The 13,060-nt window shown below is 39.7% G+C and carries 12 protein-coding genes and 4 tRNA genes; all 16 read left to right on the top strand.

Annotated elements, in window-relative coordinates; genetic code table 11:
- Positions 1-353 precede the first annotated feature (353 nt).
- Positions 354-3,206 (top strand): DUF2339 domain-containing protein, encoded by a 2,853-nt coding sequence (locus tag AB6N04_RS09035; protein WP_369311588.1) that lies wholly within the window; start codon positions 354-356, stop codon positions 3,204-3,206.
- A complete protein-coding gene (locus tag AB6N04_RS09030; protein WP_369311586.1) occupies positions 3,203-4,681 on the top strand; it encodes a DUF3999 family protein in 1,479 nt (492 codons plus the stop codon). Before AB6N04_RS09035 ends, AB6N04_RS09030 begins: the two co-directional genes overlap by 4 nt.
- A gap of 177 nt (positions 4,682-4,858) precedes the next feature.
- Complete coding sequence (locus AB6N04_RS09025) at positions 4,859-5,137, top strand: hypothetical protein (RefSeq protein ID WP_369311584.1); 279 nt, start codon at positions 4,859-4,861, stop codon at positions 5,135-5,137.
- Positions 5,138-5,202: 65 nt separating this feature from the next.
- The gene (locus AB6N04_RS09020) at positions 5,203-5,610 is read left to right on the top strand and encodes a GFA family protein (RefSeq protein WP_369311582.1); all 408 of its coding nucleotides are present in this window, start codon (positions 5,203-5,205) and stop codon (positions 5,608-5,610) included.
- 190 nt (positions 5,611-5,800) lie between these two features.
- Positions 5,801-6,208, top strand: coding sequence for a phosphate-starvation-inducible protein PsiE (gene psiE / locus AB6N04_RS09015; protein ID WP_369312053.1), 408 nt, complete (start codon positions 5,801-5,803; stop codon positions 6,206-6,208).
- A gap of 219 nt (positions 6,209-6,427) precedes the next feature.
- Positions 6,428-7,111, top strand: a complete 684-nt coding sequence (locus AB6N04_RS09010) for a LuxR C-terminal-related transcriptional regulator (protein ID WP_369311580.1) — start codon at positions 6,428-6,430, stop codon at positions 7,109-7,111.
- On the top strand, positions 7,078-8,910 hold the full coding sequence (gene uvrC, locus AB6N04_RS09005; protein WP_369311578.1) for an excinuclease ABC subunit UvrC: 1,833 nt from the start codon (positions 7,078-7,080) through the stop codon (positions 8,908-8,910). Before AB6N04_RS09010 ends, uvrC begins: the two co-directional genes overlap by 34 nt.
- A 57-nt stretch (positions 8,911-8,967) precedes the next feature.
- Positions 8,968-9,516 carry a CDP-diacylglycerol--glycerol-3-phosphate 3-phosphatidyltransferase gene (gene pgsA / locus AB6N04_RS09000; protein WP_369311576.1) on the top strand — a complete coding sequence of 183 codons (549 nt, stop codon included), beginning with the start codon at positions 8,968-8,970 and terminating at the stop codon, positions 9,514-9,516.
- A gap of 164 nt (positions 9,517-9,680) precedes the next feature.
- Positions 9,681-9,756, top strand: a tRNA-Gly gene (locus AB6N04_RS08995).
- Positions 9,757-9,779: 23 nt separating this feature from the next.
- Positions 9,780-9,853: transfer RNA gene (locus tag AB6N04_RS08990), tRNA-Cys, on the top strand.
- A 7-nt stretch (positions 9,854-9,860) separates the two neighbouring features.
- Positions 9,861-9,947 (top strand) — tRNA-Leu (locus AB6N04_RS08985).
- Positions 9,948-10,077: 130 nt separating this feature from the next.
- A tRNA-Leu gene (locus AB6N04_RS08980) sits at positions 10,078-10,164 on the top strand.
- A gap of 206 nt (positions 10,165-10,370) precedes the next feature.
- Entirely contained in the window at positions 10,371-10,535 is a 165-nt protein-coding gene (locus AB6N04_RS08975; RefSeq protein ID WP_369311574.1) for an MbeCy, read from the top strand.
- 115 nt (positions 10,536-10,650) lie between these two features.
- Entirely contained in the window at positions 10,651-11,238 is a 588-nt protein-coding gene (locus tag AB6N04_RS08970) for a hypothetical protein (protein ID WP_369311572.1), read from the top strand.
- 149 nt (positions 11,239-11,387) lie between these two features.
- Complete coding sequence (locus tag AB6N04_RS08965) at positions 11,388-11,702, top strand: DUF1090 family protein (RefSeq protein ID WP_369311570.1); 315 nt, start codon at positions 11,388-11,390, stop codon at positions 11,700-11,702.
- A gap of 104 nt (positions 11,703-11,806) precedes the next feature.
- The gene (gene fabV, locus AB6N04_RS08960) at positions 11,807-13,006 is read left to right on the top strand and encodes an enoyl-ACP reductase FabV (RefSeq protein ID WP_369311568.1); all 1,200 of its coding nucleotides are present in this window, start codon (positions 11,807-11,809) and stop codon (positions 13,004-13,006) included.
- Positions 13,007-13,060: the final 54 nt, after the last annotated feature.

The raw sequence follows: 13,060 nt of genomic DNA, 5'->3' as shown, positions 1-13,060 counted from the left end.
TAAGGGGTGTTTATCTTTGATGGTTGATTTTTATTCGAATTAAAGCCATTTTAGGCAAGGGGAGAGGTTCACCGCCGAGTTAACTTGGTAAGCGTTTTTCAATGTAGTATTAAATGAGTGAACATGCTTTAATCTAACCGTAGGACAGCGTTTCAGGATAATTTCAGGATACTAGTTAATCCAAATAATCGTCAGTTAGCTTGATTGACACTTTTATCCATTATTAGGGGTGTTTTTTTAATCTTATTTAGCGGTAAAAATCAGCAGGAAAGATAAACAGCCCAGAGCAACAATCACAAAACGCTATTTTGACATATCTAAAACTGTGAATTTTATTACGAGGAAACCTATTTGTGGATACATGGATACTAGTAGGGTTCATATTAGTGATTCTTGTTGTACTAGCTCCGATTTTGGCCATAGTTGCGCTGAGTCGTACAGGGCGAATGCAATCTGAAATTTTTGAGCTAAATCAAAAGGTTTTATCATTAGAAACTCAAATTGCACAGTCAAAACAGGCTCAAACTGCCTCAGTAGAAACCCCTGATGTCATTCAAACACATCAAGAAATACAACAGACCACAGAACAAATAGAAATAACACAGGAAATACAGCAGCCAACATGGCGCAATGTAGGATCTTCAACAGAAAGCACGCAAAAAACAGACATTGAAAGTTCAGTTGCTTATCAACAATCTGAATCTGTAATAAATAATATTGAGCCAGTAAAAGATACAGCCCTCACGATAAACCCGCCATTAACACAAGTAAAAAGTACACAAGTCGATCCCAATCGGTTTAACAGTACAAAAGAAAAAAACACGCCAAATCAGGCGACGATTCAAAACACCGCAAATAATGATAAATCTATATTTGATCACTTTTTTACTTGGTTATTAAAAGGCAATCCCGTTGCGAAAATTGGGGTTTTATTACTTTTTCTAGGCATTGCATATTTATTAAACTACAGCGTACAAAACGAAATTATCTCACCAGAAATGCGTTTAATATTTAGTGCAGTTGGCTGCTTAGCACTATTAGTTTTGGGCTGGTGGCTACGTAATAAAAAAGCGCTCTTTGGTCTAATTTTGCAGGGTGGGGGAATAGGTTGTTTATATATCACTATTTTTGCCGCCTTTAAGTTATATACCATGTTGCCATATGGAATGGCATTTGCATTTATGTTGTTAATTTGCGCAGCTAGCATTGCCCTTGCATTACTACAAAGAACCATCAGTTTAGCTATTTTAGCCTCACTAGGCGGTTATTTAGCGCCTATTTTATTATCTACCGGCGGTGGTAACCACATTGTTCTTTTTGCTTACTATTTGATGTTATCAACCGGTATTTTAATTATCAGCGTGTGGCAGGCATGGCGTCCATTAAACCTTGTTGGGATGGTAATGACATACGGGGTGGCTATTTTATGGGGACTCGATAATTACCAATATGATTATTACTGGTCTTGCCAATTATTTATCATCGCCAACCTAATTATCTTTAATGCATTAACCCAGTTATTTTCATTACGTTTTGACTATACTAAACAGCTTCTTGTTGATAATACGCTTTTATTTGTGCCACCGTTTATTAGTATTGCACTGCAATTCTTTATCGCTGAAGGTCTTGGGTTATTACCTGCATTTATCTCGTTATTGATAGGCTTATTGTACCTCATGGCGGGGTTACAAATTCATAAGCGTTATAAAGATATTGGTAAAAATATGGCCATTGGTAATATTATCATTGGTGCTGGGTTTGTAACGCTAGCCATACCACTCGCATTGACCTTTGAATGGACTTCCATTGTCTGGTCATTGGAAGGGTTATTGTTGCTCTGGTTTGGTTTACAACAAAATCAAAAGAAACTCGCCGCAGTGGGATCTCTACTGATTTTAGTTAGTGTAGTGACTTTATTAAGTGATTACCCATTCTTACATTGGAGTCGCAGCAGTACTTATATGGTGCCAGTATTACTTATCGCTTGTTTTAGTGCTGGCGGATTGTTCCATATACGCCGTCAGGAAGAGAGTCACTATTCACTATTAAGTTATGGTTTTTTAGTCATGGGAATAGTGGCATGGTATTGCTGGTTGCCAATATTTACCGATATTCTTTCGTGGAGCCGTGAATCAGAAGCCTTCATAACGTTGGCATTAGTCGTTATTTCTGTATGGCTCTGGCGCTTATTTGCCATTCGTATTAATTGGATTCCATTGCTGATTTGCCAATCCTTTTTATGGCTTGCGGGCTATTACTACCTCGGTATTGATTTCTTAAATGATGAAAATCCGATGGGGCGAGGGGAAGGCTCTTTAATTTGGCCGGTGGTGTTAGGAAGTTCGATATTGTTTGTCATCCATGCTTATAAGCTGCGTAACCGTTGGATGCAGCGAGTATTACATGGAGCAAATCTATGGTTAATTCTTGCTTTTATTGCAACACAAGTTAATTGGTTCGTATCTATTCTTCCTTGGGGAATGCAACATGAGATGGGTTATTTTATTTCCGTAATGGCGATAACATTAACGATCTTAGTGTTGTATTGGTTACAACAAAATAGAATGCCACCAATGAAACGTAATGGGCTTATCTATTGGTATAGCCTACTGCCTGTTATCGTTGGGTTAGTCATTTTATCGGGCTATGCTAATTTAGAAGACGGAAAATTAACATTCTGGAACTATATTCCTCTTATCAATCCATTAGATGAAGCGGGGTTGTTTAGCATTGCGACAATTATTTTAATGCGTAAAGGGTTGATGCAAAAAATACGTAAAGTGACAGAAGGGGATCTGTGGATTATCCGCTTATTGTTTGTTGCCGCTGTTGCCCTCACCGCGCTTTGGTTTAATGGCATACTTATTCGTGCGACGGCTGATTTTGCTGGTCTCAATTGGCACTATGAAACACTGTTTGACTCACGCTTAGTACAAACTGTCCTATCTATTAGCTGGGCTCTTGCAGCGTTACTGTGTGCAGTGATTGCGGCTATCAAGAAAAATCGGATCTGCTGGTTCTTTGGCGCAGGTATTTTTGCTTGTGTCATTGCTAAATTATTCTTAATTGATATTGATGGCCAAGGTGGAATTACACGTGCAGTCTCCTTTATTGGTGTGGCATTAGTAATATTAATTGTGGGGTATTTCTCTCCTTTACCACCAAAAGAGATGAAAGGGAAAGTCGAACAGGAGACGCAATCATGAAACTAAGTAAATATAGAGGGCTATTTGCTGTCTTCTCATTATCTTTGTTATTTTCTAGCCAGATATATGCTGAAGACGTAAAAGAAAAGTCCCTTTATAGTTTTTATCAGGGAGCACAAATCAATATTCCAGATACGAGCGAGCCGTTTTATTGGTTAGAGCTGCCTACTAATGCCTATTTTAATTCTGCTTATCCAAACACATTGCAAGATGTTCGTGTATTCAACGGTACGGGAGATGAAGTGCCCTCTGCGCTTTTTTATGATGCAGAAAAATCCATCTCAAATACGCAAGTCTCTTTCACACCACAGCATTTAGTTGCACGCATTGACGATGTAAATACCCATGAGGATATACGGCGAGACAGGCAATACCTTCTGATTGAAACTATACCCGGTAAGGTCAATCGCCTTGAAATACCAAATATGCACGCAAAGGAGAAAGTGGCTTATCAGGCCTATTTGTTGACTCGAAATGATAAACAAGAGAAAAACACGGCAATAAAAAGTTTAACGCTTGATTGGGCTAAACATGAGAAAGATTGGCAAGCCAAGGTTTTTATTTTTACCAGTGATGATAAAGCAAGTTGGGTAAATGTGGCGACAAATCAGCCGATCATGAATCTAACATTAACTGATCAAACGCTTGCAAGTAACCAAGTTGAGTTATTAAATGGAAACTCACAAGCTTTGAGCGCACCTTACCTTTTGGCCATTATTGCGAGTTCGCCTGATGTTATTCCTCCTGACTTACTAAAAGCCAGTGCAGATGCGGATGTGTCAAAAGCATCTCGTCGCCAAGAATCATTCCATTTTGAAATGACAAATGATGGTGTTTCTCGTGAACACGTAATTTATCAATTACCGTCTGTGCAGCCTTTAGATGAGTTACAAATACAGTTACAACAGTCTAATCGAGTTATCCCTATCAAAATCGAGTATTCGCCAGATAGAGGAGAAAGTTGGTCACCGCTTGCAAATATAGTCGCGTATAATCAGCATACTGATGGTGAAACGGTGAGTAATGCCAATATTATTCTCCATGGAAAAATGGTACGAGCATTAAGAATTTCTGCATTAAAAGGCAGTTGGGAAGATCTTCCTCCACGTATTGTGGGTAAACGAGATGCATATAACCTCATATTTAACGTGCAAGGAGCTGCGCCATACTTACTTGTGTGGGGGGATAAACAGGCATCTCAGGAAAACCTCACATATAGCCAATTAGTTGGGAAGCCCTATACCGCAACCGAGCTAATGTCGAGTTATCCTCTCGCATATTTAGACTCTGAAATAGTCAACTTAGGGGGAATTGAGAGACTGACGGCTACCGATGCTGCTGAGGAAAATTCAAATTGGATGACAATCTCACTATGGGGTTTATTATTTATTGGGATTGTTGTTTTACTCTACTTTTGTTGGTATTTACTCAAAGAAGTGAATTCAGGTAATAAACAAAATCAGGGTGACTTATAAAGGTGCTTATTTTGTAAGAAAGGGAGGCAACGCCTTACCTTTCTTTCATTTTAAATATCGAAAAAATCATTTCGAACAATTATATACACGGTTTTACTGAATCATTAAAACAATTACGCAATATGTGTTTTTTTTGACACCTATAGGCGTTAAAACTTCTCCTAGCAATAGGAGGACATGATGAAAAATGCATTATTTACGCGTTTAATTATAGGTGTTGCGTTATTTACGGGGGCAACAATATTTGCCCAAGCTACGGATAATACGGTATTAACCGAGATCTCCCCTCATGTAATTACACATAAATATGTGCAGTTACATCAAAGTCAGCAGGATGAAGCGGATATTGAGTCTGAGCGCGAAACGAAAGAACTTGATACTCTTGAGTTGAGGGATACCACAAATGATCGACGTTTTACCGGTCGCCAATTTAACCTGCGTTCCAAAGAAAAATAGATTGTCATCAGCAGCAAATTAGCGATTAATAAGGGGCATTAATCAGCATAGTAAAGGAAAATGATATGCATAAAGGCCAATGTTTATGTGGCGCTGTAAAGGTGTCAACGAGTAAACCTGTTGATAAATTAAGTGTTTGTCATTGTAATATGTGCCAAAAGTGGAATGGTGGCCCAGGTTTTAGTGTGGATTGTGGTAGTGACTTACACATAGAAGGTCAAGACTCGATCACCATTTTTGCTTCTTCACAGTGGGGGGAGCGTGCATTTTGCAAACAATGTGGTACGCATCTTTTCTATCGTTTAATTACGCCATCAACCTATTATGTCTCGGCAGCGCTCTTTGAAGACAGCAAACAAGCTCAATTAGCGATGCAAATCTATATTGACAGCAAACCCAAATACTATCATTTTGTTGAGCAAACAGCGATGCTGACTGAGCAAGATATCATGAAGATGATGGGGGGGCTCTGAGCGCCATAATTTGAGTGATACAATTTGCAAGGTTGCCCATGCTAAAGTTAAGCGGTAAATTTCCTTTCTGTTTGTCATGCTCAAGACAAAAAATTAAGACAATATGCGATAAATAATATAGGTAAAAATGCGTAATAGTTGTTATTGTGATCATGTTTTGTTTTTCATTGAGGAATAACAAATGAATAGTATGAAAGGAATGCGTCATGCGAGTAATATTGCATGGGTACTGCAATGGATACTGAACATTGGTTTAATTTCTTTAGCTGCTGTTTTGGTGTTCTTTTTAGCAAAAGAAACCTTTACGATAGCATCTTTAATGTTCAATAGCTCAAAAGGGGCAACGGCTTATGAACTTTTAGAAGGAATTGTTATTTATTTCCTCTACTTTGAGTTTATCGCGTTAATTATTAAATACTTTATGTCAGGTTACCACTTCCCCTTAAGGTACTTTATTTACATTGGAATTACAGCAATTATTCGTTTAATTATTGTTGATCACAGTAACCCGATGACAACTTTATTGCATGCAGGGGCCATTTTAGTCCTAGTTATTGCGCTGTATATTGCAAACACAGAAAAATTAAAGCGTGAATAGGCATTTTTATTAAATAGAAGAAAGGGAACACAGGCTGTTTCCTTTTTTTTACGCTTATTTGGGGAAAAAGTGAGTTGGACCTCACTTTGGTTGTATTTAGTTGGTGAATGTTTTTTCGGTTTCTATCACGTAACTAATTGTAAAATAAGCTATAAAACAGACTTTTTTTAATCTATGATTTTGTCCGCGATTATTTTAACTGAATGATTTGGGGGCGAATTGATTAACATTATCGTTATTGATGACAATAATATTACTCTGAATGGATTCGAGCTTATATTTAGCCGCCATTCACGCTGCAAATTGGTCGCTTCATTTTCCTCGATTGATCAAGCGGTGGTTTGGAACCGACATCAAAGTGCCAGTGTGATTTTAATCAATAGTGACCATTGCCATTTTGATTCGTTAAAAACCATTCAAACTCTGCGGCGTACTCAGCCCGATGTCGGGATTATTATTTATAACGTTCGAAGTAATTATTCTTTTTATCTCAAAGCATTAGATATTGGTATTTTTGGGGTGTTGAGTGTGCGCATTACCGAAGACGAACTGATCGAGGCGATTAAGGTAGTCAATGTAAAAAGACGGATTATTTCCCCTGATATTGCCCAAGAGCTCGCTTTACAGCGAGTGATCCATAATAACCAACAAGATTTATGCGAACTGTTGTCGGGGCGTGAACTGGAAATTATGCTAATGATCACCCAAGGCATACCAATTAAACAGGTCGCGCAGACACTCTGCCTTAGTCCCAAGACAGTAAATACCTATCGGTATCGAATGTTTGGTAAACTTAATATCTGTAGTGATGTAGAATTAACACATATAGCCATTAGATATGGTTTAATTACAGTACAGGGTTTATCCGAGTGGCAGAACAGTTCGAACCAAAAGCTTTCTTAAAAACAGTGACAAATCAGCCTGGTGTATATCGAATGTACGATGCGGGCGGAACAGTGATTTACGTTGGTAAAGCCAAAGACCTAAAAAAACGGCTTTCCAGTTATTTTCGTGAGAATGTCAGTAGTCGAAAGACAGAGCAGCTTGTTAAGCACATTGCCGCTATTGATGTGACGGTAACGCACACGGAAACTGAAGCGTTATTACTGGAACACAATTACATTAAATTGTATCAGCCCCGTTATAACGTTTTGCTGCGTGATGACAAGTCCTACCCATACCTATTCTTGAGTCAGGAAACTCATCCGCGGATCTCAATGCATCGTGGTGCTAAACATGCAAAAGGTGAGTATTTCGGGCCATTTCCAAGCTCTTATGCCGTAAGAGAAACTTTAATTTTAATGCAAAAGCTATTTCCTATCCGCCAATGTGAGGATAGTGTGTACAGAAATCGCTCAAGGCCTTGTTTGCAATATCAAATTGGCCGCTGTTTGGGGCCTTGCGTTAAAGGCCTAGTTTCCGATGAAGATTATGACCAGCAAGTGGAGTATGTGCGGTTATTTTTGACAGGGAAAGACAAACAAGTATTAGCAGGGCTGGTTGAGCGTATGGAGAAAGCTAGCCAAGAGCTTCGTTTTGAAGATGCTGCACGTTTTCGTGACCAAATTCAAGCTGTGCGTACAGTGACCGAGGAGCAATACGTTTCTGGTGAGGGGGACGATCTTGATGTTATTGGCGTCTCTTTTGAATCCGGCCTCGCTTGTGTTCATGTTTTGTTTATCCGGCAAGGTAAAGTGCTCGGTAGTCGTAGCTATTTTCCTAAAATTCCAGCAGATACGCAGCTTGAGGAAGTGGTTCAGACCTTTTTAGGGCAATTTTATTTGCAGGGCAGCGAAAACCGAACATTACCCGGCGAAATTCTGCTTGATTTTGCCCTGACAGAAAAAGAGCTACTCGCTCAGTCACTATCTGAATTGGCAGGGCGCAAAATTAATATTCAAAGCCAGCCTCGTGGGGCGAGAGCTCGCTATTTGAAATTAGCGCGCACAAATGCCTCAATTGCACTGTCCACGAAAGTGGCGCAGAACACAACAGTTCAACAGCGCATGGCCGCGTTGGCAAAAATCGTTCACTTAGAGGATATTTCTCGGATGGAGTGTTTCGATATTTCTCATACGATGGGAGAACAAACGGTCGCTTCTTGTGTTGTGTTTGATAAAACAGGTCCTGTGAAATCTGAATATCGCCGTTATAACATTTCAGGTATTACCCCCGGTGATGATTATGCTGCTATGCATCAAGTGCTAACGCGTCGATACGGTAAACACCTTGATGCAAGTAAAGTTCCCGATATTATTTTTATTGATGGTGGTAAAGGGCAATTAGGGCAAGCACGGGATGTATTTGATTCTCTTGAAGTGGATTGGGATAAAAACCATCCTTTATTAATTGGCGTGGCAAAGGGGAGTGATCGTAAAGCAGGGCTTGAAACACTGTTTTTAAAACCTGAAGGTGAAGGTTTTGCTTTGCCGCCTGATTCGCCTGCATTGCATGTTATACAACATATTCGTGATGAATCTCATAATCATGCGATCACCGGGCATCGTCAACGTAGAGCAAAAGTGAAAAATACCAGTGCGTTAGAGTCGATTGAAGGCGTTGGGCCTAAACGTCGTCAGATGTTATTAAAATTTATGGGGGGGTTACAACCATTGCGCAATGCGAGTATAGAAGAAATCGCAAAAGTGCCCTCGATCTCATACGCGCTGGCAGAAAAGATTTATAATGCATTGAAACAGTAAGAGTCTTAGGGCAACATATTCATAATATCCAACTTGGTCAAAAAGTTAGTGAGCGTGATGAAATTAAACATACCAACGTGGCTGACATTATTTCGCGTCATCCTAATACCTTTTTTTGTATTGGCATTTTACCTTCCTGTCACTTGGGGGCCTTTCGTTTGCGCGTTGATTTTTGTCATTGCGGCGGTAACGGATTGGTTTGATGGTTTTTTAGCGCGGCTATGGAAACAGACCACAAAGTTTGGGGCGTTTTTAGATCCTGTCGCAGATAAAGTCATGGTGGCGACGGCACTTGTTTTGGTCACGGAGAGTTATGATGTCTGGTATGTGACACTACCTGCGGCGACGATGATTGCACGTGAAATTATTATTTCTTCTCTACGTGAATGGATGGCGGAGATTGGTAAACGTAGCAGCGTCGCAGTCTCTTGGATTGGTAAGTTTAAAACAACGGCGCAAATGATGTCGTTAGTCGGGTTGTTGTGGCGTCCAACACCATTAATTGAAAACCTTTCAATCGCGTTAATGTATGTTGCTGCTATCTTAACATTTTGGTCAATGTTTCAATATTTAAAGGCGGCATGGGGCGATTTGAGCGAAGCGTGATCGAAATGATTGAAAAAACAGCGAACGATCCAATTATTTCAATAATTGTATTGACTCGATAGGTGAAATCAGTAGAATGCAACGCATCGAACGGCAACATGGTTTATGAAAATAAATAAGTAAATCAGCCAGTTTGATAGCATAAGCTGAAAGTTAAGCTTAACGCGGGAATAGCTCAGTTGGTAGAGCACGACCTTGCCAAGGTCGGGGTCGCGAGTTCGAGTCTCGTTTCCCGCTCCAAATTTCGTAAGAAATTCGGATAAGGCGCGTTAGCAAAGCGGTTATGCACCGGATTGCAAATCCGTGTAGCTCGGTTCGACTCCGGGACGCGCCTCCATAATTTAGCCCAGGTGGTGAAATCGGTAGACACAAGGGATTTAAAATCCCTCGGCCTTTAGGCTGTGCGGGTTCAAGTCCCGCCCTGGGCACCAATTTAAAGTGAGTGAATTTTTAATTTATCTTACTTTGGGTAAAAATAAGGTCATTATACGAGCGTCTACTCCAGTATATTGATTAACGGGTGAGTTAGCTTATCCCTCTCGAAAGAGAAAATACAATTTAGCCCAGGTGGTGAAATCGGTAGACACAAGGGATTTAAAATCCCTCGGCCTTTAGGCTGTGCGGGTTCAAGTCCCGCCCTGGGCACCATAACGCTTAACTTTGTTAAGTTTGACAATTAACCACCGCTAGGTGGTTTTTTTGTATCTGTCATTTCCCTCATTAGCATTCAAACAATCGATTTCAAATAAAGTATCTTCTATGTAAATAAACACGAAAATAGTGTAAAAATCGGTAAGTCAGAGCGTTCTGCCAGTTTTTTATGCCATTATTGAGTTTTTAAAGAGGAACTGGCTATGTCACACATGAAAACAGAAGTTGTGGTTGTTCGTTTAACAAAACATGAGCGCGCGTTATTGGATGCAGTAAAAACAAAACCGTTATTAGCGGACTGGTTAAAAGAAATTGCAATGGCGGAGGTGCAAGAGCAAGAAAAAAAACAAAATGAAACTGTGGAATAAGCAACACATCACTCAGTCAGGTCATTTAATTTGATAAAAGCGTCGTTGTTTTTTTGATTAATCATCCGTTTTTGATAGTATCCAATTAGATGAGTTAATTGGGATGTGTTAGGTAATGAGAAAAGGAATTTTAATTACGTTATGTGCTTTTTTATTTGTGGGTTGTAGCACAAATACACTGGAAGCCCCCTATGGCTTTAAATGGGGGCAGACAACGGCTGATTTGAAGCAGCTGAATTTGGTTGGGCTACAGTGCACTGAATTTCAAGAAAGTGGGGCACTGTGCTCGACGCCAAATACACCCACAGTGAAAGGCGGGCTGTTTTTATTGATGTTTTCACGAGAGGAAAACACGTTAATGCTTATCTCTGCTCAAGGAAAAAGTAGTCGAGATCAGGAGGCTATACTGGCAGAGTATGATGAAATTAATCAAAAAATGTATGAAAAGTACGGCTTGCCAAAGCAAACTGTCGAAAGATATAAACGCGATACCTTCTTCTTAGACAAGATATCTGATGATGAAACAACACCATTTAAACGCGTCTATGAGCAAAATGGAATGCAAATTATGGTGGGGATCGTCAGCAATTCACATTTCAAAAAGATCCATGATAAAAAAGAGATTATTTACTCAGTCATGACCATTCATAACTTAATTCCGAATAAACCTCAAAGCGCTATCACACAACATACGCAGGAATAAGGTTATTTAGTTTGAATAAGAATGTCTGCTTCTCTTGTCTTGTGATAAATCGATTTTCAATATGGCTTAACTAAGAAGATTCTCGTAGCTGCGATAAGAAAATAGTGGTGGACTAGTCACTATTATTTTTATCACCATCGGGAAGATATATGAAAAAGCCGCTGATATTAGTCTTATTGTTAACGATAATTCCTTTATCGTCACAGGCAAGCGCTAATGACTATCGTTGTGAAAAGAAAATCATAAAGTTAGAGAAACAGCTACGTCATTTATCTCATCATGAAAATAGGCATAAGATCGCCAAAATAAAGAAAAAAATCCATGAGATTGAAGACAAATGTTATGACAGTCGCTCAGGTGCAACACGTATTTATAATAACTACCCACGAGGAAACGCGAGTGAATTGGAAAGAGAATTGGAATCACTAAGGCGTGTGATTGAAGCATTAAAGGATTTAAAATAGATAAAACTGGTCTGTTCACTATGTTTATTTTCCTCCAGTCTTAAGTAAATGGAGAATATCAGGTATATTAGACTCTGATTGTTAGCTACCAAGAAAGAATGACTATGATTATCAAACCTAAAATTCGTGGTTTTATCTGCACTACAGCTCACCCAGCAGGTTGTGAAGCCAATGTTCGTGAGCAAATTGCCTATGTTAAATCTCGTGGCGAATTAAAAAATGGACCTAAAAAGGTTCTGGTTATTGGTGCATCCACCGGTTACGGTCTAGCTTCTCGTATCAATGCTGCATTTGGCAGTGGTGCGGCGACTATCGGCGTATTTTTTGAAAAGCCGGGTAGTGAGAGCAAAACAGGTTCAGCCGGTTGGTATAACTCAGCTGGTTTTGACAAAGCGGCTAAAGAAGCAGGCTTGTATGCAAAAAGTATTAATGGTGATGCCTTCTCTGACGAATGCCGTCAAACAGTTATTGATTTAATTAAACAAGATTTGGGCCAAATCGATTTAGTGGTCTACTCACTAGCTTCCCCAGTGCGTAAAATGCCTGAAACGGGTGAGATTGTACGTTCTGCGTTAAAACCGATTGGCGAACCGTACAAGTCTGTTGCGCTAGACACTAACAAAGATGTGTTGATTGAAGCGGTTGTTGAACCTGCGAACGAACAAGAAATCGCTGATACCGTTAAAGTGATGGGCGGGCAGGATTGGGAACTGTGGATGAATGCGTTAGATGAGGCAGGTGTTCTCGCTGATAACGTGCAGTCAGTGGCTTACTCATACATTGGTACAGATTTAACATGGCCAATCTATTGGCACGGTACCTTAGGAAAAGCCAAAGAAGATTTAGACCGTGCTGCCCATGCAATTAACCAAAAACTGCAAGCGAAAGGTGGCTCTGCTTACGTGGCAGTACTTAAATCTGTGGTGACACAAGCCTCTTCTGCGATCCCAGTTATGCCACTGTACATCTCTATTGTGTTCAAAATCATGAAAGAGCAAGGGATCCACGAAGGTTGTATTGAGCAAATTCAGCGTTTATTTGCGACTAAACTGTTCAGCGGTGCTGCGCCAGAAACAGATGAAAAACATCGCCTGCGTTTAGATGATTGGGAATTACGCGATGATGTACAGAACACTTGTCGCGAAATTTGGAAACAACTTAATGACAATAACATCAATGAGTTGACTGATTATCAAGGTTATAAGGCCGAATTCCTACGTTTATTTGGCTTTGGCCTGAATGGCGTTGATTATGATGCAGATTTAAGCGGTGAAGTTAACTTTGAAGTTATTGAATTAGTATAATAAGCTTAATCTTCTTCACGTTGTCACGAAAACCCGCATAATTATGCGGGTTTT

The sequence above is a fragment of the Providencia rettgeri genome, from assembly GCF_041075285.1.
Lineage (GTDB): Bacteria > Pseudomonadota > Gammaproteobacteria > Enterobacterales > Enterobacteriaceae > Providencia > Providencia rettgeri_G.
This window is presented reverse-complemented; position numbering and strand designations above follow the sequence as displayed.